Below are 23239 nucleotides of genomic sequence, written 5' to 3'. Positions count from 1 at the left end.
TTAGGGTAAAACACAAAAAATATAAAAAATATTGAAATATTTACATTAACATGCATACCAGACAATGCAAATACACCAATTAATAGCCCAAAATTTTTAAAATGAAAAACAACACCAAAACAACACCAAAAATGATTAAAGTTGTTTTAGTAGAAAAGAATTTATTTTTTCTAAATTCAACATCTTCCACATTGCCTTTTTTTAAGATCCTTTCTTTTTCAAATGAGCATTTTTGATAAATAGCTTCAATATCTCTTGGAAGTCTTCCATGTTCATTTAACATGTGAATTGTTTTGTTTAGATATTTAATAGCTTCACTTTCATCGCCAAGATTTAAACAGCAATATGCAGATTTGTAGTTAAAATTTGTAATAAGTTCCAAATCATCAACTTTACTTTCATAGTTAAGACAATAATTATATTCTTTTAGAGCATCTTTGTATCTGCCAAGTTCATATAATGCATCACCTTTTGCATTAAATCCAATAAGAGTGTCTTCTTCAAGTAATGATTTATTCAAATACATAAGTGCCTGTTCATTTTTACCTGTTTTTTGAAGAATTTGGCCCATGTACAAATCAGATTTTTGAGTTGAATCAAACTGATTTTCATAGCTTTTAATAAATACTAAAGCATCATCGTATCTTTTTTGCTTAAGTAAAATCTCCACTTTCCCAATTAATATTTCACTTTTTAAAATACGTGGCTTTTCTTTTTTAGAATAAGAAGAATAGTTTTTATAAGCATTATCCATTAATTCAAGTGCTGATTCATAATCCTGCTTATTTAGTCTGGACATTGCCTTATCACATATTACATTTACAGATTTAGGCTGTTTATTTAAGTATTTATCAAAATATTTTTCACCATAATCCCCATCATCATGATTTTTATCATAAAACTGATAATAAAGTCCTTTTTCTTCTAAAGCAGGAAGATAATCTTTATTGATTAATAAATCCAAAATTTCAAGGTAATTAGTAATATCATCCTTTGAATGTCTTTTACGGGCAAGTTTAATAGCTTTTTCATAATCGTCATTTTCAATATATTGCTTTGCTTTATTAATCATAATATTCACTTATTTTAAACTACTCTTACTAATATTTATATATTCGCAATTAGATAAATAATAATGCTATTTTTTAAGTTAATTAATTAAATTGTGATGATTAAATGAATGATTTAGAAAAAATTGTTTTTAAATATGCTTTATTAAATGCAGCTAAACATAAAGGAAGTGCAAATCCTGGTGCTGTTATAGGTTCAATCATGGCAAATGAAGAAGAACTTAGAAGTAAAGCTAAAGAAATTGGACCGTTAGCTGGTAAAATCGTAGCTCAGGTAAATGCTTTATCAGCTGAAGAACAGGCAAGTGAAATGAAAAAATACGGTGTAGAAGTTGAAGAGAAAAAACCAAAAGCTAAAGAAGTAGGACTTCAAGAGCTTCCAGGAACTCATGAAAACATTGTATTGCGTTTTGCTCCAAACCCAAGTGGACCATTACATATTGGACACTCCAGAGCAGCTGTTCCTAACGCTGAGTATGTAAAAAGACACAACGGTAAATTAATCTTAAGAATCGAAGATACTGATCCAAAAAGAGTATTTGAACCTGCTTATGAAATGATTCCTGAAGACTTAGCATGGTTAGGAATTAATCCTGATGAAATCATCTATCAGTCTGACAGATTTGAGATTTATTATGATTACGCACGTCAATTAATCGAAAAAGGTGCTGCATACATGTGTACCTGTGATGGTGCGACATTTAAAGAACTTAAAGACAACTGCAAACCTTGTCCATGTAGAGACAACAGTGTAGAAGAAAACCTTGCATTATGGGAAAAATTTGACACCATGCAAGCGGGTGAAGCAGTTCTTCGTGTAAAAACAGACATTAACCACAAAAACCCTGCTATTCGTGACTGGGTTGCTATGAGATTAGTTGACGAAGAACACCCACGTATGGGAACCAAATACAGAATATATCCTATGATGAACTTCTCTGTATCTGTAGATGACCATTTAATGGGAATGACTCATGTTTTAAGAGGTAAAGACCATTTAGCAAACAGTGAAAAACAAAAATACTTATACGACCACATGGAATGGGACTTACCGGAATTCATCCATTACGGAAGACTTAAAATGGAAGATATTGCTCTTAGTACCTCAAAAGCAATGGCTGGAATTGAAGATGGAACCTACAGTGGATGGGACGACCCTAGACTTGGAACCTTAAGAGCTATTGCAAGAAGAGGAATTGATCCAAGAACCATTTACAACTTAATTACCGAAATTGGTGTTAAAATGGCTGATTCTGCTATCAGCTGGAAAAAGATTTATGGTTTAAACCGTAACTTTGTAGAACCAATAGCTAACAGATATTTCTTCTGTGAAGAACCTGTAGAAGTTAGCGTTAACGGATATGAAGATGGAGACGTAACTATCGAAAGACCACTTCACGCAGATCATATGGACAGAGGAAACAGATTACTTTCATTCGACGGCAGTGCATACATTGCAAAAGCAGATTATGCTGATGGACTTTTCAGATTAATGGATGCTGTTAACGTTGAAATAGCTGGTGAAGATGTAAACTATCATTCAACTTCATTTGAAGAGGCAAGAGATATAAAAGCTAGAATCATCCAATGGGTACCAACCAAAGAAAATGTAAACGTTAAAATTGTTATGGATGATGCATCTGTAAAAACTGGTCTTGGTGAAATTGCACTTAACGATTTAGAAGTTGGAGACATTGTTCAGTTTGAAAGAGTAGGATTTGCTCGTTTGGATGAAATCAAAGACGATGAATTAGTATTCTACTATGCACACAAATAGTGATAAATATGACTATGTTTAGTAATGGTTTTTCAACTCTTCTAATGCCGGAAGATTTTGAAGCTGTTAACACAAAAGATGAATTTAATGACTTATATCTTGTAAATACCAAGATTCCAATGTCCATTAAATTCTCAACCACCCCTACATTGGTAGGACTTCCAGCAATCAAAGAAGACATTGAAAAAAATATTGAAAATAATCCTAAAATCGATATAGTAATGTCTGATTTTATTCCAATAAATGATGATATTTACTATATGATTGTTTCTTCATTTTCCGACGGTGAAAATGAAATGAGACGTAATGAATTCTTATATGTAAAAGACAGCAATTTATACATCTTTGAATTCACATACCCTTACGCGGACAGAGAACTTGATGATTTCTATTTGAATATTATCCGTTCTTTTAAAATAATTGTCCCAAAATATATTGTTGAAGATGGAAGTTATAAATTAAATAAATAAATTCCATTTTTTATTCTATTTTTAAAAAAAAGAGGATGTGACACGAAGTCACAATTTTTTCTAATTTTAATTGTTTTATTTTTCTTTAATTTTATATACTATGAAGTACAATCGTTTATTATAGATATTAATATTTATGGTTGTTTTATTCATGGTTTTAAAAGATGATAATATAAATCAGACAATGTTGGTCCCTATGGACTTGCGAAATTTGATTCCTGAAGATCATCCTTGCTATTTTATTAAAAATGTGGTTGATTTAATTGATTGTTCGAAAGCAAACCAGGAATTTCGTGGAAAGCCTGGTGAATTTGCTTATCCACGAGAATTATTGCTCAGACTCATTTTAATGAGTGTATTTGATGGTGGATTGTCTTCAAGAGAAATAGAAAGAAAAACAAGAACAGACATTGCATATATGTATCTTGCAGCAATGGAAAAACCATCATACAGGACAATAGCACGATTTAAAGTCGATTATACTGATTTAATCGACGAAGCATTCAAAACAACCATTAAAATTGCAAAAGAAAATGATTTAATCAAAATCCATCATGTGAGCTTAGATGGAACAAAAATCAAAGCAAAAACATCCATCAATAAATTAACCGATGAAAACCAAATCAAAATCATGAAAAAACACCTCAAAAAAAGTATTGAACTTGATCAAAAAGAAGATGAAGAACTTGAAGATGAATCTGGAAATTCAGTCCCAGAATCATTAACAGACAAAGAAAAATTCAAAGAAACAGTAAAAGAAATCCAAAAATCTTCTAAAAACAATAGAAATAAAGATAAATTACGTTCTTCAAGTTTAAATCTTTTAAAACAAGCAGAAAAAAATCCAAAAAAAGTTTTAAAAAAACTCGATAAACTCGAAGAAAAAGTAAAAGAATCACCAAAAGACGTAATTAGCATCAACGACCCTGATGCTCGTTTGATGAAGAATAAAAAAGGCAAATGGGAATGGGATTACAATGCACAAATCATTGTGGACGAATATAAAGGAATAATACTTTCATCATACATTACACAAAATCCAACAGACCATTTCGAACTAATTCCATCAATAGAACAATTAGAATCAAATTTAATCGAAATCTACGATGAATTACCATCAAATTTCCAATTCAGCGCTGATAATGGATATTCCACAGATGAAAACACAACATATCTTGAAGAAAAAGGCTTAGATGGATATATATCCACTAGAAAACTCTCAAGAAAAGAAAAAAAGTACAATTTATGGGAAAAACCATTCAAAAAAGATAATTTCACTTACGATGCAGAAATTGAAACATATATCTGTCCTTTAGGAGAAATTTTATATCGAAGAAGAACTTACGAATATAAAAACAAACAAAGAATAACTTATTGGACAAATGAATGTAAAAATTGTGTTATGAAAGAAATATGCTGCGATAAAAAGAATTACAGAACAATTCAAGACTATGGAAACCCTTCCAAAATCAGAATGCAACGTAAAATGGAAACAGACTGGGCACAAAAAATCTACAAAAAACGATCAAAAACAGCAGAACTACCATTTGCACACATAAAACAAAACATGAAACTCCACGAATTCACAACAACAGGAATAAAAAACACAAACACTGAATTCAAACTATATACAATCGGACACAACCTAAAAAGAATATACAACGAAATAAACACAAAAAACAATTAAAATAAGAAAAAATTAAAAAAAAATTAAAAAAAAACAAAAATTCAACTAAAAATTTTGCGTCACATCCTCAAAATTAAAAAAAAAGATGAGTTAATTAACCCATCTACATTTTTTCAGGTGCACATACACCTAAAATATCTAAAGCATTTTTAATTGTAGTTTTAGCTCTGTCAACTAAAATTAATCTGGTGTCTTCCACATCAGATCCAATTACTTGTTCTGATTTGTAGAATTTATTAAATGAACCAGCTAAATCTTGACAGTATTGTGTTACATTGTGAACTCTTTGTTTGTTAGCACAATCTTCAACAACTTGTGGGAATTTAGCAATTTGTCTAATTAAATCTTGTTCATTTTCATTAGGTACCCAGTCATCGCTGACAGTTAAAGCAGAAATGTCTTTAGCAGATTTTGAGAGTAATTTGCATGCTCTTGCGTGAGCGTATTGAATAGATGCACAACCTCTCTCAAAGCTTAATGCTTCATCCCATTTGAATGTTAAGTGTTTTTCTGGGGATAATTTAGCAATAAAGAATCTAATAGCTCCAACACCAATATCTTCTGCCATTGGTGCAATTTCTTCTTCAGTTAAGTCAGGGTTTCTGGATTTAATTTCATCATAAGCTCTTGATACAGCTTCATCAATTAATTCATCAACAGAAACGAATTTACCTCTTCTGGTTGACATTGAACCTTCAGGAAGAGTAATGAATTCGTAAAAGATTACTTCAGGAGCAGTTTGTCTGAAGATTTCTTCAAAGATTACTTTGATTTGTTTAGCAGCTAATTTGTGGTCTGAACCTAAAATATCAAGTACAGTGTCACCTAAAGTAGCTTTATATTTGTGATATGCTAAATCTCTGGTTGAGTAAAGGGAAGTTCCGTTGGATCTTCTAAGAACAAATTCTTTTTCAATGTTAAATTCAGTTAAATCAATAAACATTACATCTTCTTGGCTAGCAAATCCTTCTTTTTGGATGTAGTCAACAAGACCATCGACTTCACCGCTTCTTACGAATTGTCCTTCCCATACAAAGTCATCATGGACAATGTTCATTCTTAAAAGAGATTCTTTCATTCCGGAAATACATTTGGATACAACATCTTCAAAGACTTTGTTTAACTCTTCGTCGCTTCCTTCTTCGTATTTTTGGATTAATTCATCAACTTTAGCATTTAATGCTTCATCTTCTTCAACAGCTTTGTTTGCATCGAAGTATAATTTACCGATTTTGTGGTCGATTTTTTCTCCTTCATAATCTTCGATTTTTAAACCGCATTCAGTAATACCGCAAACAATAATAGCTATTTGTCTTCCCATATCATTTACATAATATTGAGTTACAACATCTCTTCCAGCTAATTTTAAAAGTCTAGAAAGTGAATCTCCGAAAATGGAGTTTCTAATGTGACCAATGTGTAATGGTCCATTTGGATTTGCAGAAGTGTGTTCTAAAACAATTTTTTCTCCGTATGCTGGAAGCTGACCATAGTTTTCATCAACTTTTTCCAATAATAATTTTGAAAATTTACTATAGTCAATGAAGAAATTAACGTAAGGTCCGAAGTTTTGGACTTTAGAGAAAATTTCAGGCACTTCAATTTTTTCAACTAAATCTTTTGCAACTTCCGGAGGGGAAGTTCTTAATTTTTTAGTAAGTGCAAAAGCAATTGTACTTGCTAAATCACCTAAATCTGGGTTAGGTGGAAATTCTAATTTAAAATTTCTATCAATATCTACATCATACTGATCTAATGCTTTATTAATAGCATCAATAGCTTGTTTTTCGATTTCAAAATACATTAACTCACCTTAATAATAATTATAATCCTCTTAACCAAATAGAAAGATAACCAATTTTTGGAATAACAACCAAATTACCGTTTATTGTAACAACTTTATCTGTAATTTGACTTGATTTAACATAATATGGATCAGGAGCGTTATTATTGTCCCCCTTAATCAGATACATTGTTGTTCCATCAATATCCTTAATATCAATAATTCTGTGGATAACTGGCTGGTCATACCAAATTGCATTATAGACAACAACATCGCCTACTTGAACATCATCAACATTAAACTCATGAATTCCTAAAAAGTCTGATTTTTCTGTTAATACTATGTCACCTCTATAAAAAGCAGGTTCCATACTTCCAGAAACTACAACACTTAGATGTTGAGCAGCAACTAGAACAATGAGAAAAATAACTGCATATATTGCAATTTCTTTATAATCTATTTCCATTTTTAATTACCTTCTTTTTCTAAAAGCTTCTTTTAATGCAATTTCAATAGCATCTGAAGTTTGTTGTAAATCCTCCATAGAATGAGCATTTGAAATAAAGTTACACTCAAATTGTGAAGGTGGAATAAATACGCCTTGTTTTAACAAGGATTTAAAGTATCTTAAGAACTGTTTTCTGTCTGATTTTTGAGAATCAGCATAGTTGTAAACAGGTTCTGGATTAAAGTAAATTTGGAACATTGATGCAAGTCCAACAGGTTGGATATTGTATCCTTCATCATCAATTATAGATTCTATATTTCCCCTGAGGAATTTTCCTTTTCTTTCAAGTTCTTTATAGAATTCATCATTTAATTGTGTTAAGGTTGAAATACCTGCCTGTACAGACATTGGATTTCCTGAAAAAGTACCTGCTTGGTAAACCGGACCATTAGGAGCAATTAATTCCATAATTTCCTTTTTACCACAAAATGCTCCCATAGGAAGTCCTCCACCAACAATTTTACCAAGAGTAGTTAAATCTGGAGTAACGCCATAATATTCTTGAGCACCACCTCTAGAAGCTCTAAATCCAGTAATAACTTCATCAAAAATTAAAACAATATCATTTTCTTCAGTAATTTTTCTAATAAATTCTAAAAATCCAGGTTTTGGTTCAATACAACCTACATTACCCATAACAATTTCCATAATTATACAAGCAATGTTTTCTCCTTCTTCTTCAACCAATTTAGTTAAAGCTTCTTCATCGTTGAATGGAACGGATAAGGTATTTTTAGTAGTATCTACTGGAATACCAGCACTGTCAGGTAAAGTTGCAGCACCGGAACCTCCTTTAACTAATACATAATCATGTGCTCCGTGATATGCTCCTTCAAATTTAACAATTTTGTCCCTGCCTGTGTAACCACGTGCTAATCTTATTGCACTCATAGTAGCTTCAGTACCACTATTACAGAATCTTACCATTTCAGCACAAGGAATTCTATCAATAACTTCTTTTGCAAGAGTAATTTCATTTTCAGTAGGAGCACCATAAGCAGTACCCATGGTTAATTGATTAGAAAGGTCTCTAACAACATCAGGATTGGAATGTCCTAAAATTAATGGACCATATGCTAAACAATGATCAATGTAAGTTTTTCCATCTTCATCTGTGAGTTTTGAACCTTCAGCACTTTTAACAAAAAATGGATAAGGCTTAAAAGCACGTACTGGGGAGTTTACTCCACCAGGAAAATAATTTTTAGATTCTTTGAATAATTCTTCAGAATTCATTTTATCACGCTATAAATGTTGTATTAATGAATTTACACAAGCCACTGCAATTGGTGTTCCACCCTTAGGTCCTTCAACAATAACATTAGGAATTTCAGATTGATGAAGAGCTTCTTTTGAATCAGCTGCTCCAACAAAACCAACAGGAACGCCAACAATAGCTTTAAGATTCATTTCACCTTTTTCATATAAATCCATAGCTTCAAAAACAGCAGTTGGAGCATTACCAGAAACAACTATTCCTTCAAAATCATTCATAGCAGCATAACGCATTGCAGCAGCTGCTCTTGTGATTTGATTTTCTTTAGCTATTTTAATAACTTCTTCATTTCTGATATAACACTCTACTTCCCCTTCATAACGTGTAATACCATATTTTACCATATTAATGTCGGTTAAAATAGTTTCGTTATTTTTAAGGGATGTCATAGCTGCATCCACAAAATCATTACTGATTTTTACTAATTTTGCATATTCTGGATCTGCAGTCGAATGAACAATCCTTTCAACAATATCTCTTTCAATAGGATTTAAGTCTTTGACATCACCTCCAATAAGGCCACGGATAATTTCTCTACTTTTATTAGCAATATCCAAACCTTGTTTAGTTGATGCACCCATGAACATTTTGTCTGTCATATTATAACTATTAGTAAATATATAAGTTAAATATTTTGTTTATTTAAGAAATTTTATTAAAAAAACATGTGTTGTAAATAATGATGCACTTCGAAAAAATCAGGTTTTAGACATGAACAATGTATAATTTATATATGTGTTTAAACTATACATAAATAATTAAAAATTTTGGGTGATTATATGTCAAGACTATACGGCGGCAATGAAGACATCAATTCTGATAAAGTAAAAGACTTCTTCAATAAAAGAGCATCTAAAGAATTTGAAAGCGATTTATCCATAGTTTTGTTCCAGGATAAAGAAAATTCTGAACAAAGACATATTGAAGAGAAAAAACTACTTTTTGAGAGTATTGATGTTTCAAATAAAAAAGTTCTTGAAATTGGCTGTGGAATTGGTCGTTGGGCTGAAGCATTACATGATAAATGTGACTCATTTTTAGGTTTGGACTTTTCACAGGACCTTATTGAAATAGCCAACAAATCAAACAATTATGACAACTGTAAATTCCAGGTAATGTCTGCTACCGATATTAAAATTGATGAACTAATAATCGAACCACCTTTTGATGTTATAGTTATTAGTGGAGTTTTAATGTACATCAATGATAATGACTTGGAAACTATCGTTTCTGAAATTAATAAAATAGGTGCAGAGGATATGAAAATTTTCATTATGGAACCTATTTCATGTATGGAAAACAGATTAACCCTTAGAGATTTCTATTCTGAAGGTTTGGAATCTGATTACAGTGCAATTTATCGTAGAGAAGATGAATACATCGAAGTATTTAAAAAATTCAACTGTAATGAGATTTTCTCAGATAACATTTTTGAAGATTTAAGCGATCATAGCGAAACACAGTACAAATACTTCATTATTGGTTAGAAATTTTAATTTCTATCCTTCTTTTTTTCACTTGCAGATAATCCTGCCAAATAACCTGTTGAAAAAGCAATTTTTAAGTTATACCCACCGGTAGGACCATGTAAATCCAATACTTCACCTGCAAAGTATAAATCAGGTATTACAGTTGACTCCATTGTTTTTGGATTGATACTGTCTAAATCAATACCTCCAATAGTTACTTTAGCCAACTTGTCATTAAAACCAGTTATATTAAAAGTAAATCTTTTTAAATTCTCAATAAGTCTGTTTTTACTTTTTTTATTAATTCTTGAAAGTTGAGTTTCACCATCAAGGTTTATTTCATCTAAAAAGAAATCAATGAACTTGTTTGTTAAAAATAACTTTAAATAATTTTTAATCATTGTTTTTCCTTTGGTCTGGAAATCCTGATTAAACTTATCTTGTAACTCTTCACGACTAGACTCAGGACATAAGTCAATAGCTATTTCAAAATCAACATCAACATCATCATTTTCTAATAAGTTATAACTTATACTTTCTGAAATATCATTACTCAAATCTATAATTCCAGGTCCTGTTAGTCCAACATGTGAAATTAAAACATTTCCCTGAACTTTTGTTTTCTTATAACTTATAACAACATCATAGAGTGTTACCCCAGCAATACTTGACAAATCTTTTTTGGTAACTAATGGTACAAGACCATATTTGATATCAGTTAAAGGTTGCGAAGTTAAAAAATAGTTATCAATACTACATCCAGTTTGAGGATAAGTTATACCACCTGTTGCAATAATAATCTTATCTGCTTTTATCTTATCATTTATAACAAAATCATCACTGATTGATTTAACTTCAAAGTTATAACTTATAACCACATCTTCCAAATAATCAGTTAGAATTTTTAAGATATCACTGGATTTTTCACTTTCAGGAAAAATTCTATTATTGTCTTCTTCTATGAAGTTTAAACCTTTATTTTCAAAAAAGGAGAGTAAATATTCATTTGTAAGTGTATAAAAAGAGTGTTTTAAAAAATTTTTTTGAGGATAGAATTTTAATAGCTTTTTAATTGGCTTAGCATTTGTAATATTACATCTTCCCCCACCGGTTGTTAAGAGTTTACGACCTAGTTTAGGGTTTTTTTCAAGTATTATAACATTTGAGGAATTTTTTGAAGCTGCAATTGCAGCCATAATTCCTGCTGGACCTCCGCCAATAACAGCTATTTCATATTCTTCCATAATATCTAAAAAAGAAAAAAATTAAGGAGTTAATCTGTGTCTGTCTCTTGGGAAGAGTACACATTCACGGATGTTTTCAGATCCGGTAAGTACCATAGTTAACCTATCAGCACCTACACCCCAACCTGCGTGAGGAGGCATACCGTATTCAAATGCTTTAAGATAGCTTCCAAATCCAGCAGGGTTTAATCCTCTTTCTTCGATTTGTTTTACGAGTAAGTCGTATTGGTGTACACGAGTTGCACCAGAAGATAATTCTAAGTTGTTGTACATTAAATCGAAAGCGTGAGAGTATTTTTCGTCTCCTTCTTTAGGCATTACATAGAATGGTTTAATTGCAGATGGCCATTCGGTTAAGAAGTAGAATCCACCCATGGTGTCTCCTAATGCTTTTTCAGCTTCACGAGATAAGTCTTCTCCCCATTCCATTTCTACTCCACGGGAATTAATAATGTCAACAGCTTCATCGTAAGTAACTACTGGGAAATCGCCTTTAGGTACTTCTAATTCTTGACCTAAAATAGCTAATTCATCAGCACAGTTGTTGTTAACATCTTTTAATACTTGAATGAGCATATCGTTTAAGATTTTCATTACATCAACATCATCCATGAAAGATGCTTCTGCATCGATAGATACTGCTTCATTTAAGTGTCTTAAAGTATCGTGTTCTTCAGCTCTGAAAATTTGACCGATTTCGAATACTTTATCCATTCCAGCTCCCATCATCATTTGTTTGTATAATTGAGGGGATTGACCTAAGAATGCTTCTTTTTCAAAGTAAGTAATAGGGAATAATTCAGTTCCTCCTTCAGTAGCGGAAGCTACGAGTTTAGGAGTGTTAATTTCATAAAATCCATTATCATAGAAGTAATCTCTGATAGTATGGAACATTTGACCTTTAATTTTGAAAATAGCTGAAACGTTTTCTTTTCTAATATCTAAGAATCTTGAATCTAATCTGGTATCGATTCCAGCTTGAACTTTTTCAGTAGGATCCATTGGTAAAGGTTGATTGGATAAGTTTAATACTTTAATTTCTTTAGGGATAATTTCAACACCATTAGGAGCTTTAGGAGCTTCTTGAACTAATCCTCTAACAGCTACAACGGATTCTTTTCTGAATTTTCTAATTTCTTCCAATATTTCTGCATCTACTTTTTTACTTGGAGCAGTTAATTGAACTCTACCAGTGACATCTCTAATAATAACAAAGATAATTCCACCTAAATCACGGATTTCATGTACCCAACCCATGATAGTAACGTCACTACCTGCAATTTCAGGAGTGGTTTGTTTAGCGTAATGAGTTCTTCTCCAATCGTTTAATAAACCTTGCAAATTTATTCACCTCGGTTGTAAAAATAAAAATAATGATAAAATTTTCATTATGAAATTATTTTAGTATTTAATGTTTAATAAAGATATGTAAAAAAAGACTAAATCGCCATCTTTTTTGGAAATTGTGTAAAATAAATATGATATAAAATAATCATTATTCCAAAAGAGAAACTAAAATATACCCATTTAAATACATTGGAGAAAATAAATTATTAACATATAATGTAGGGGCATTAAATGAAGTTTATGATAATATCTAAAAGAATATACTGGAAAAAGTCAAGTACAACATCATAAACTTGAACCTTTTTTATGGGATTATAATTTTGTCTACAATGAGCTAAATCCATTATTTAAAGATTCATTTGATAAAAAAGATGAGGAATTTGACAGCATATTATCTGAATCTGGAATCAATTCACTAGATTATTTTATTTTAGAAGAATCAATTATTGATATTCTTGAAAAAGAAGATGAAAATATTAAATCTTCTTTGATTAATTTAAAAATAAATTCATATTATCCAAAACACAGATGCTATATTGACAATTATAATTTCCATAATAGAAAATTGCTAATTTTAATGGATTATGCTTGTGCTGCAAGTTTCAATTCATTTGAAGCATTAGCGAAGAATGCTTTATTTTATTTAAAATCTAATGAAACAGAAAGTCCATGTGAATTAGAAATTAAAGAAAAATATTACAAAGAAATTGGAAGAGTTAATGCTAATTATTATCCAATTTATTAAATGAGTATAAAAATAAAAGTTCTAAAGATAAAAGGAAAATTAAAAAACTTAATAAAAAACTTAAAAAAGCGAATAAATTAAATGAAGAGCTATTAAATTCCAGAAGTTGGAAAGTTACTAAGCCTTTAAGAAAAATTAAAAATAGAAATAGGAAATGATTAGATTATCTAATCATCTCTTAATCTTGTTTTAAATGATTTTGCGTGTTCGTAAAATCCTTCATATTCTGCAATAGGAACTGAAGTTTTTGAAAGCTCTTTAAGTCCATCTTTAGTAATTCTTTGAACTGTAGGTTTTTTAATAAATGCTTCAGTAGATAATCCAGAATACATTTTAGCTCCTCCACCAGTTGGAAGAACGTGATTAGTTCCAGATCCATAATCTCCAGCAGCTACAGGAGAATAAGATCCTAAAAATATGGAACCTGCATTATTTACATGTGATAATGTTTCATCGTCGTCTTTTGTGGATATGATTAAATGTTCTGGAGCATATTCATTTGTAACGTGAATAGCTTCTTCAAAGTTGTTAGTAATAATAATTTTTCCACTTTTTGATAATGATTCTTCAATAATTTCACGTCTTGGAGCAATTTCTGTTAATTGTTTTACAAACTCATCAGTTTTAATAGCTAAATCCTTAGAGTCTGTTACTAAAAAGCAGGATGCATTAGGGTCGTGTTCTGCTTGAGCCAATATATCAGTTGCTAAGAATTCAGGATTTGCACTTTCATCTGCAAGTATTAACACTTCAGAAGGTCCTGCCGGAAACTCAATATCTACTTGACCGTATACTAATTTCTTAGCAGCTGTAACGAATATATTTCCTGGACCAACAATTTTTTCTACTTGAGGAATAGATTCTGTTCCATAAGCAAGTCCTGCAATAGCTTGAGCACCACCAACTTTGTAGATTTCATCAGCACCAGCAATATCTGCAGCAACTAAAATTGCATCTAAGATTTTACCGTCTTTTTGTGGAGGTGTAACACAGACAACCTTTTTAACACCTGCAATTTTAGCAGGAATAACAGTCATAAGAATTGAAGAAGGATAAGCTGCTCTTCCTCCTGGAATATAACAACCAGCAGAATTAATTGGTCTTACGATTTGACCAGCAACAATACCTGGGTTTACTTCAATTTCCCATTCAGATGGAATCTGTTTTTTATGGAATTTTTCAATGTTTGATGCAGCCTGTTTAAGTGCAACAAGTAAACTGTCATCTAAAGTATCATAAGCTTCTTTGATTTCATCTTCAGATACTTTTAAATTTTCTATTGAAACTCCATCGAATTTCTCTGTATACTCACGAATAGCTTTATCCTTATTGTTTTTAACATTATCAAGAATATCAGAAACAATATCTAAAACCTTATTTACATCTTCTTCTGATCTTTTGATTGTTTGAGCTAAATCAATATCAGAATAATTCAATATTTCCATTTTAAAACTACCTTAAAATAGCACCTGTATCAGCAGAGTGAACTAATTTTTGATAAATTCTTAACCATCCGTCTAAGTCTCTTTCAGGGTGTTTGACTGATTTTAATCTTTCTTCAATCTCTTCATCTGAAAGTTCAACATTGATATATCTGTTGTTAATATCAATTTCAATAATATCTCCATCTTGGATTACAGCGATAGGACCATCTTCCATAGCTTCAGGAGAAACGTGTCCAACACAAGGTCCTCTGGTTCCACCGGAGAATCTTCCGTCAGTAATTAAACCTACATCTTTGATGTTCATTCCTGCAAGAGCAGAGGTTGGGTTTAACATTTCTCTCATACCTGGACCTCCTTTTGGTCCTTCGTATCTGATTACAACAATGTCTCCTTCTACAATTTCATGATTAAAGATTGCTTTTGTAACATCCTCTTCACAGTTGTATACTTTTGCAGGTCCTTTAAGATGCATTAAATGATCAGCAACTGCACCTTTTTTAACTACACTTCCATTTGGAGCAAGGTTACCTTTCAAAATTGCAATTCCACCATCTTCGTGAACTGGATTATCTAAAGTATGAATAACGTCAGTGTTTTTGTTTTCAACGTTTTCAAGGTTTTCTTTAATTGTTTTACCAGTTACTGTTAATTGATTGGTGTCAATTTTGTCCCCTAATGTTTTTAATACAGCTTGAATACCACCAGCTAAATGTAAATCCATCATTGAATCTTCACCTGCTGGGGAAATAAGTGCAATGTGAGGAACATTTCTTGAAATTTCATCAAACAATTGTAAATCAACATCTAAACCTTTAACTTCACTTGCAAGAGCAGGAATGTGAAGTGCAGTGTTAGAAGAACCACCTAATGCCATGTCAACTGCAATAGCATTGTTAAATGATTCCTGGGTTAAAATATCAGATGGTTTAATGTCTTCTTCAACGAGTTTAACAATTTGTTTACCTGATTCAAAAGCAATTTCGTTATTCTCTTCAGTTCTAGCGTGAGTTGTAGCACAAGTTGGAAGAGATAAACCTAATGTTTCAGTAATACAAGCCATTGTGTTTGCGGTAAATAACCCGGAACAGCTTCCAGCACCAGGACAAGCACATCTTTCAAGTGCATCTACTTCTTCTTCAGGGATTTTTCCAGCAGAATGTGCACCAACTGCTTCAAATACAGTAATTAAATCTGCACTTTTACCTTTATATTCACCAGATTCCATTGGTCCACCGGTAACAACAATAGATGGAACATCTACTCTAGTTGCACCCATAATCATTCCAGGAACTACTTTATCACAACTTGGAATTAATACAAGTCCGTCAAAAGCATGTCCTTTGGTCATACTTTCAACAGTAGCAGCAATGATTTCTCTTGAAGGAAGAGAGTATTTCATACCTTCATGGTTCATACTGATACCGTCACAAATCGCCATAGTATCAAATTCGAAAGGTACACCACCAGCAGCAATAATACCTTCTTTTACGAACTCAACAAGTTCTTTTAAATGAATATGACCTGGAACAATGTCTGTAAAACTATTTGCAATACCAATGAATGGTTTTTTAAAATCTTCATCATCAAGACCACAAGCTCTTAAAAGAGATCTGTGTGGAGCTCTTTGAATTCCTTTTTTTATACTATCACTTTTCATTTAATCACACAAATAATTTAATCATATAATATATCTATTTTTAATCTCTTTTAAAGGATTGTATAAAATAGGGTTTTTCAATAGAAAACTTATAACTGTAAATAAATTAAATATAATATTACTATGAGCACTTTAGAGAAAATGAAAATACTAACTGACTCAGCCCAATATGATTTATGTGACTATGTCAACCATCATAAAAGTTCACAGATAAATCTGCCTGGAATCTATGAAGCTATTGGGCATAATGGTTGTAAAATACCACTTTTCAAAACACTCATGACAAACAAGTGTAAAAATGATTGTAAATATTGTATCAACCAGTCCAAAAGAAATTTTACAAGACTTGAGTTAAGTCCCGAAGAACTTGCAAAAGGTTTTCTTGGATACTACAATAGAGGATTAGTAAATGGATTATTTTTAAGTTCAGGTATATCTGATGATATTGATTCTACAATGGAAAAACAAATAGAAACTATCAGTCTACTTAGAAAAAAATACGGGTACGACGATTATATACATCTAAAAATTATTCCAGGTGCAAGCAAAGACTCCATTAAAAGAGCAATGGCACTAGCAAACAGGGTCAGTATCAATATTGAAGCAGCCACATCATCCGGTTTAAGTGAATTATCATCTACAAAGGATTACAATAAAGATATACTGAAAAGATTATCATGGATCAATTCTCTACAACATAAAAGTACAACATATCCAAAATCTACTCACACCACACAACTTATTGTCGGTGCAAACAACGAGACTGACAAAGAGATATTGAGTAGAATGGAAAAGATATACAAAAAGTCAAATTTAAAAAGAACATACTTCTCAGCTTTTACCCCTATTGAAGAAACAGATTTCAAAGATAAAGAAGCCTGTTCTACAGACAGAACAGCAAAACTCTATAATGCAGATAGTCTATTAAATCAATACCACTACAATGTAAAAGAACTGATATTTGACGAAAATGATAAGTTGTCCCTTACCCAGGATCCTAAGATTTTAGCTGCAAAAAATATGAATATATTTCCTGTAGAAATAAACACTGCACCAATTCGTGAACTTATACGTGTACCTGGAATTGGAGTCAAGTCTGCACATGATATTGTATCTATTCGCAAGCAAAAACCATTCTCCAATAAAGAACAACTAAAAAGATTAGGCGTTGTAATAGAAAGAGCAGACCCTTATATTAAGATTAAGGGAGAGTATCAAACAACATTTGATTTTTAAAAATAATAGAAAAAAATAGTATCAAGAAAATTATACCAAGTATAATTTCAAGTATAATAAAATCTACTCAATATAATTTCTAATGTAAAAAATTATACATCTTCAAATAATTCCCATATTTCAGGGTACTTTTTGGAGACAGCATCATCAATTAACTTTGAAGCTTCTTTAGAAATACTGAATTCAGGTTCAGTTTTTCTTAAATATCTAAATACAGCAGATGATTTTGAAGACCATAATGTAATTCTTGGATTTTTAGCAACAATCTCTTTAACTTCTGCTACATTTTCCATAATTTTAATTTCTTCTGTAGAGAGGATATCTTCATCGCTATCTTCACTATCTTCAGGATTATCCTGAGAGCTCTCATCACTAGCAGAGTCTCCATCTTCAGAGTCTTCAACCTCTTCAGTTGAGCTTTCAGTGGACTCATCAATATCTTCTTGATCATTTTCTTCATCCTCTATTTTTTCGAATATATTTTTTTGATCATTTTTATCAGATACATCTTCAGAGACGGACTCTTCTGCATCATCATTATCATCATCTAAAGACTCATCTTCACTGTCTTTTTCATCATTTTCTTCTGATTCTTCATCAGATTCTTCGCCAGATTTTTCATCTGCGCTTTCATCATCTTTTGAAACTTCTTCTTGAGTATCATCAGATATATCAGTGCCTTCATCATCACTAGATTCTTCATCTGAATCTTTGTTTTCTTCTTCAACAACTTCTTCCTCACTACTCTCAGTAGTTTCAGGAACAATATCATCAATAGCTTCGTCTTCACTTAGCATATCTTCAAGAGAAAGTGCAGAGTTACTGTCGAAATCTTCATTATAAAATTCAGGAATTAAAGCATCTAAACCTCTTCCAAGTCCTTTTCTAGCCATTAGTTATCCCCCTTATTGTTATTTTCACCCTTTTCATCTCTTTTAAGGATTTCCTTAGCTAATTTAAGATATGCTTTGGTACCTGTACTTTCAGGATCGTAAATTAAACAAGGTTTTCCATAACTTGGGGCTTCAGCTAATCTAATATTTCTTGGAATTATAGTGTCAAATAATAAGTTTGAATCGCTAAAGTATTTTTTAAGTTCATTGCGGACGTCTTTACTGAGTCTAGTCCTTTTATCATATAGGGTTAGGAGAATTCCTTTAATAGGTGTTGGACTTCTAAGTCTTTTTTCAACAAGTTTAATAGTGTTGATTAAATCAGCTACCCCTTCAAGTGCATAATACTCAGATTGGATAGGTATTAAAACACTATCTGAAGCTACTAATGCATTGACTGTTATGACACCTAATGAAGGAGGTAAATCGATGAATATGTAATCAAATAATGGTGCAACATCTTTAAGAGTTTCCTTAAGGACAATGTGATAATTTTCACGTCTAGAAAGCTCCATTCCAACTCCACTAAGAGATATATTACTAGGGATAATAAACAAATTTTTAATAAACGTAGGAATTGTTGCTTTTTTAATATTTATATCTCCAATAAGAGCATCGTATGCTGTATTTTCTACTTTTGTCTTATCAATCCCAAAACTAGTTGTAGCATTAGCTTGGGGATCCATATCAACAATTAAAACAGATTTTCCCATTACTGCTAATGAAGTTGCAGTATTTACGACAGTAGTTGTCTTACCACAACCTCCTTTTTGATTCATCACCGCTATAATTTCACTCATTAAAGAATTCTCCTGCATATGATAAGTTTTAAGTCATCACAGATAACTTATAACTTAAAAATTTAAAGGGTTAAAAGAATAACTTTTCAGTTATTCAGTATAAGTTAAAAGGATTAAGTTATATCTTATAAATTAAAACTTAGGGGAAATAACTTATCAGTTTTAACTTCTAAGGGATAAGAATTAAGTTTTAAGTTAAAACGTCTAAGTTATAAAAAATAAGTTTTAAGAAATAACTTATCATAACTAACTTTTAACATATAAGTTATATTTTATAACTTCTATCTTATAAATTATTTGTTTTCACAAATAAGTTATCAGTTATTTGTTAATAGAAATAAGTTATAACTTATAAGTATAAGTTATAAGTAATAAGAAATAAGTAGTAAGTTATTAGTTATAACTTATAACAAACAAAAAAATAAAAAAAAATAAGAAAAATAATTATTTTGAATTAGGTAAAGTACCTTCAAAATAACTACTATATCCTTTTAAGTCCATCATACCGTGACCGGAGAAGTTAAGAACAATAGTTTTTTCTTCGCCAGTGTGTTTACATTTAATAGCTTCATCAATTGCAACTTTAATTGCGTGAGTAGTCTCAGGAGCTGGTAATACACCTTCAGTACGAGCAAAGGTAATACCTGCTTCAAATACATCTCTTTGGTGAGCAGATCTAGGTTCAATGTAACCTTCTTTAGTTAAAAGGGAAACTTGAGGAGACATACCGTGGTATCTTAATCCACCTGCATGTACACTAGGTGCAACAAAGTCGTGACCTAAGGTAAACATCTTAAGCATAGGAGTAAATCCGTTTACATCACCAAAGTCGTATTCGTATTTACCTTCAGTTAAAGTAGGACAAGCACTAGGTTCAACAGCGATAAACTGAGTATCAGATTTACCATCAATTTTATCCTTAATGAATGGGAATAAGGAACCAGCGAAGTTACTTCCACCACCAGCACAAGCAATCATTACGTCAGGTTCTTCATCAGCAATTTGTAATTGCTTTTTCAATTCTTGACCAATAATTGTTTGGTGTAACATTACGTGGTTTAAAACACTTCCTAATGTGTATTTAACTTCTTCATTTTCTAATGCTTCTTCCATAGCTTCAGAAATTGCAACTCCTAAAGAACCAGGGTGATCTGGGTTTTGAGCTAAAATTTCACGACCAACTTTTGTATTTTCACTTGGGGATGCGAAAACATTACCGTTGTAGATGTTCATGATATTTTTTCTGTCAGGTTTTTGTTGGAAAGAAACTTTTACCATGTAAACGGTACAGTCTAAGTCAAGTAAGTTACATGCTAAAGATAAAGCAGTACCCCATTGTCCAGCACCGGTTTCAGTAGTAAGTCTTTCAACACCCTCTTTTTTAGCAAAGTATGCTTGAGGAATTGCAGAGTTTAGTTTATGTGATCCCGTTGGGGATGTATCTTCCCGTTTGTAGTAGATTTTAGCAGGAGTATTTAGGTATTTTTCTAAGTTAGTTGCCCTGAATAAAGGAGAAGGTCTACCCATTTGCATGTAGAGTTTTCTAACCTCATTAGGGATTTTAACATAACGTTCTTGAGAAAATTCCTGCTCTAAACCAGCTTTAGTGAAAGCTTTTTGAAGAGATGTAATTTGGTCTCTACCTTCACTGTTTTTTGGCATAGGAAGTTCAACAGGCAAGTCAGCATTAATATTGTACCATTGTTTAGGCACTTCATTTGAGTTTAAAGTAATTTTGTAATCCATAATAATAGTTACTCTAATGTACTATATAAAGCTTTGTAGTACAAAAGTGTACACTATACTATTAATATGATAAAAAACAATGAAAAATTATGAGAGTATTAGCTATTGATGTTGGAACAGGTACCCAAGACATAATGATTTACAATACCAAAAAGGAATTAGAAAACTCTATTAAACTGGTTTTGCCTTCTCCTCACTTATTCATCTCCCAACAGATAAATGAAATTGAAAATGACATTTATTTTGAAGGAGAAATAATGGGTGGAGGAAAAATAAAACAAAGTATCTTAAAACATATGGAAAAAGGATACTCTGTTGTAATGGAACCATTATGTGCAAGAACTATACGTGATAATTTAGATCAGGTAAAATCATATGGAATTGAAATTGCAAACGAATCCAAAGATTACTCAAGTTATACAAAAATCAAAATGGGAGATATAAATATAACCCAATTATCCAATTTCTTATTAGGATATGATTTGGAATTTGATTTTGATAAAATAGCTATTGCAGTTCAAGACCATGGATACAATGAAAATATGGGTGACAGAGACTTCAGATTCGAAAAAATCAGAGAAAAAATATCAAAACCAATTTCTCCATTGGAATTTGGATTTTTAGAAGATTTACCTGAATATTTTACAAGAATGAATGCTGTTAAAAGAACAGTTGAAAGTGAAGGAATTGATGAGACTCCATTATTAATGGATACTAAATTTGCATCAATAGCTGGAATGTGCTTTGATGAAGTTGCAGAAAAATTAAACAGTTATATTGTAATAGACATCGGTAACGGTCATACTACCGCAGCAACTATTGAAGATGGAAAAATCCAGGGAGTATTTGAACACCACACTTCAAGCTTAACTGGTGAATCACTTGAAAGATACCTTAAAAGATTAGCTGAAGGTACAATTACCAACGAAGAAGTATACAATGATCACGGACACGGTGCACATGTACTTAATCCTATATCAAAACTTGAAAAAGTCATTGTTAGCGGACCTAAAAGAGAACTAATAGAAAAAACAAACCTTGACTGGCATCATGCTGCACCTGGTGGAGATGTAATGATGACTGGTACCATCGGTTTGGTTAAAACAATCTTAGGATGATATAAATGCTAAAAATGGATTCACATATTCACAGTGAATACTCAGATGACTCAAGTTCTAAAATTGATGATATTTTAAAAGTAGCTAATAGTAGAAATATCGACATCATAGCAATAAGCGATCACAATACTGTAGATGGAACTAGTGAAGTTTTAAGAAAAACTAGAAATACAGATATACTTGCCATTCCATCTATAGAAATTTCTTCAACACAAGGTCATATCCTTGGTTTTGGGTGTGAGCAAACAATACCTAAAGGACTAACACCTGCAGATACAATAGACAGAATTCATGATTTAGGGGGTATAGCAATTATCCCTCATCCTTACTGTTTTTACAGACATGGTCTTTTGTGTGAAAGTGAAAATGAAAAGTTAAAAATTGATGCAATAGAAACAAAAAACGCAAGATTTATTGTAGGATATTGTAACAGTAAAGCAAAAAAATTATCACAAAATAAAAAAATTCCATCACTAGGAGCAAGTGACTCTCACTACTGGAAATTTGTGGGTGATTGTTACAGTTTAATTGATTGTGAAAAAGATATTGATAGTGTCTTAAAAGCAATTGTTAAAGGAAAAACACAAGCTAAGGGAAAAGGAACCTCAAACATTTTACTTTCAAAATATTTATTTGAGAAGAATCTATTAAAGAAATTTTAATAAAAAGAGTATTTATTCACTCTTTTCCATTGAAATTTCTATAATAGAAACATTTGTTTTTTCATTGTTAAAGTTTTCAATTTCTTCAGTTGAAATTTGAATATCAGTAACATCTGAATCTGGGACAAATCTGTTTCTAACAATTTCAGCAGTATCAACAGCTCGGCTAATAGCTTTACCTCTTGCCCTAAGAACAACACCATTATTGCCTTCATTGAATTGTGTAACAACTGCTAAAACATAATTCATAACAGGTTTACTGCCAACAAAAATTGTATTATTCTCCATATTTAAAGTCACCATAGT

At 31.4% G+C, this 23239-nt stretch carries 21 protein-coding genes; 8 read left to right on the top strand and 13 right to left on the bottom strand.

Translation table 11 applies throughout. From position 1 onward, the window contains the following. Positions 1 to 79: 79 nt before the first annotated feature. A complete protein-coding gene (locus PUD86_07125) occupies positions 80 to 1072 on the bottom strand; it encodes a tetratricopeptide repeat protein (GenBank protein ID MDD6777049.1) in 993 nt (330 codons plus the stop codon). 104 nt (positions 1073 to 1176) lie between these two features. Between PUD86_07125 and PUD86_07120 the strand changes: the two genes are divergently transcribed. The 3 genes from PUD86_07120 to PUD86_07110 all read left to right on the top strand — a co-directional run bounded on the left by PUD86_07120 (position 1177) and on the right by PUD86_07110 (position 5004). After that, on the top strand, positions 1177 to 2847 hold the full coding sequence (locus PUD86_07120) for a glutamate--tRNA ligase (protein MDD6777048.1): 1671 nt from the start codon (positions 1177 to 1179) through the stop codon (positions 2845 to 2847). Positions 2848 to 2855: 8 nt separating this feature from the next. Beyond that, a complete protein-coding gene (locus PUD86_07115; protein ID MDD6777047.1) occupies positions 2856 to 3317 on the top strand; it encodes a hypothetical protein in 462 nt (153 codons plus the stop codon). A gap of 136 nt (positions 3318 to 3453) precedes the next feature. Beyond that, positions 3454 to 5004 carry an IS1182 family transposase gene (locus PUD86_07110; protein MDD6777046.1) on the top strand — a complete coding sequence of 517 codons (1551 nt, stop codon included), beginning with the start codon at positions 3454 to 3456 and terminating at the stop codon, positions 5002 to 5004. A 103-nt stretch (positions 5005 to 5107) separates the two neighbouring features. Here the strand turns inward: PUD86_07110 and argS are convergent, their stop codons facing one another. The 4 genes from argS to PUD86_07090 are packed head-to-tail and all read right to left on the bottom strand — an operon-like array spanning position 5108 to position 9170. After that, on the bottom strand, positions 5108 to 6808 hold the full coding sequence (gene argS, locus PUD86_07105) for an arginine--tRNA ligase (protein MDD6777045.1): 1701 nt from the start codon (positions 6806 to 6808) through the stop codon (positions 5108 to 5110). Between the two features lie 19 nt (positions 6809 to 6827). Further along, positions 6828 to 7253 (bottom strand): signal peptidase I, encoded by a 426-nt coding sequence (locus tag PUD86_07100; protein MDD6777044.1) that lies wholly within the window; start codon positions 7251 to 7253, stop codon positions 6828 to 6830. Between the two features lie 6 nt (positions 7254 to 7259). Beyond that, positions 7260 to 8531 (bottom strand): glutamate-1-semialdehyde 2,1-aminomutase, encoded by a 1272-nt coding sequence (hemL, locus tag PUD86_07095; protein MDD6777043.1) that lies wholly within the window; start codon positions 8529 to 8531, stop codon positions 7260 to 7262. Between the two features lie 9 nt (positions 8532 to 8540). Further along, positions 8541 to 9170, bottom strand: coding sequence for a cobalt-precorrin-8 methylmutase (locus PUD86_07090; protein MDD6777042.1), 630 nt, complete (start codon positions 9168 to 9170; stop codon positions 8541 to 8543). A gap of 180 nt (positions 9171 to 9350) precedes the next feature. On the opposite strand from PUD86_07090, the gene PUD86_07085 reads away from it, so the two are divergent. Next, on the top strand, positions 9351 to 10058 hold the full coding sequence (locus tag PUD86_07085; GenBank protein MDD6777041.1) for a class I SAM-dependent methyltransferase: 708 nt from the start codon (positions 9351 to 9353) through the stop codon (positions 10056 to 10058). A 5-nt stretch (positions 10059 to 10063) separates the two neighbouring features. Here the strand turns inward: PUD86_07085 and PUD86_07080 are convergent, their stop codons facing one another. Together PUD86_07080 and aspS are read right to left on the bottom strand one after the other, a co-directional pair. After that, the gene (locus tag PUD86_07080) at positions 10064 to 11284 is read right to left on the bottom strand and encodes an aminoacetone oxidase family FAD-binding enzyme (protein ID MDD6777040.1); all 1221 of its coding nucleotides are present in this window, start codon (positions 11282 to 11284) and stop codon (positions 10064 to 10066) included. Positions 11285 to 11305: 21 nt separating this feature from the next. Then, positions 11306 to 12625, bottom strand: a complete 1320-nt coding sequence (aspS, locus tag PUD86_07075) for an aspartate--tRNA(Asn) ligase (protein MDD6777039.1) — start codon at positions 12623 to 12625, stop codon at positions 11306 to 11308. A 583-nt stretch (positions 12626 to 13208) separates the two neighbouring features. Here aspS and PUD86_07070 point away from each other — a divergent pair. After that, the gene (locus PUD86_07070) at positions 13209 to 13376 is read left to right on the top strand and encodes a hypothetical protein (protein ID MDD6777038.1); all 168 of its coding nucleotides are present in this window, start codon (positions 13209 to 13211) and stop codon (positions 13374 to 13376) included. Positions 13377 to 13543: 167 nt separating this feature from the next. Here the strand turns inward: PUD86_07070 and hisD are convergent, their stop codons facing one another. Next, entirely contained in the window at positions 13544 to 14821 is a 1278-nt protein-coding gene (gene hisD, locus PUD86_07065) for a histidinol dehydrogenase (protein ID MDD6777037.1), read from the bottom strand. Between the two features lie 7 nt (positions 14822 to 14828). Beyond that, a complete protein-coding gene (gene ilvD, locus PUD86_07060) occupies positions 14829 to 16478 on the bottom strand; it encodes a dihydroxy-acid dehydratase (GenBank protein ID MDD6777036.1) in 1650 nt (549 codons plus the stop codon). A gap of 123 nt (positions 16479 to 16601) precedes the next feature. Here ilvD and PUD86_07055 point away from each other — a divergent pair, with 123 nt between their 5' ends. Further along, the gene (locus PUD86_07055; protein ID MDD6777035.1) at positions 16602 to 17714 is read left to right on the top strand and encodes a radical SAM protein; all 1113 of its coding nucleotides are present in this window, start codon (positions 16602 to 16604) and stop codon (positions 17712 to 17714) included. Positions 17715 to 17806: 92 nt separating this feature from the next. Here PUD86_07055 and PUD86_07050 read toward each other — a convergent pair whose 3' ends face one another. From PUD86_07050 to PUD86_07040, 3 genes are all read right to left on the bottom strand, one after another. Beyond that, complete coding sequence (locus PUD86_07050; GenBank protein MDD6777034.1) at positions 17807 to 18607, bottom strand: AAA family ATPase; 801 nt, start codon at positions 18605 to 18607, stop codon at positions 17807 to 17809. Continuing rightward, the gene (locus PUD86_07045; GenBank protein ID MDD6777033.1) at positions 18607 to 19407 is read right to left on the bottom strand and encodes a ParA family protein; all 801 of its coding nucleotides are present in this window, start codon (positions 19405 to 19407) and stop codon (positions 18607 to 18609) included. The genes PUD86_07050 and PUD86_07045 overlap by 1 nt, the downstream gene beginning before the upstream one ends. A gap of 444 nt (positions 19408 to 19851) precedes the next feature. Then, complete coding sequence (locus PUD86_07040) at positions 19852 to 21153, bottom strand: TrpB-like pyridoxal phosphate-dependent enzyme (protein ID MDD6777032.1); 1302 nt, start codon at positions 21151 to 21153, stop codon at positions 19852 to 19854. A gap of 89 nt (positions 21154 to 21242) precedes the next feature. Here PUD86_07040 and PUD86_07035 point away from each other — a divergent pair, with 89 nt between their 5' ends. After that, positions 21243 to 22271 (top strand): DUF1786 domain-containing protein, encoded by a 1029-nt coding sequence (locus PUD86_07035; GenBank protein ID MDD6777031.1) that lies wholly within the window; start codon positions 21243 to 21245, stop codon positions 22269 to 22271. 5 nt (positions 22272 to 22276) lie between these two features. Continuing rightward, positions 22277 to 22933, top strand: a complete 657-nt coding sequence (locus PUD86_07030) for a PHP-associated domain-containing protein (GenBank protein ID MDD6777030.1) — start codon at positions 22277 to 22279, stop codon at positions 22931 to 22933. Positions 22934 to 22945: 12 nt separating this feature from the next. Here PUD86_07030 and albA read toward each other — a convergent pair whose 3' ends face one another. Further along, a complete protein-coding gene (albA, locus tag PUD86_07025; protein ID MDD6777029.1) occupies positions 22946 to 23221 on the bottom strand; it encodes a DNA-binding protein Alba in 276 nt (91 codons plus the stop codon). Positions 23222 to 23239: the final 18 nt, after the last annotated feature.

The organism is Methanobacteriaceae archaeon (assembly GCA_029219465.1).
In the GTDB taxonomy this organism is placed as follows: Archaea; Methanobacteriota; Methanobacteria; order Methanobacteriales; family Methanobacteriaceae; genus Methanocatella.
This window is presented reverse-complemented; position numbering and strand designations above follow the sequence as displayed.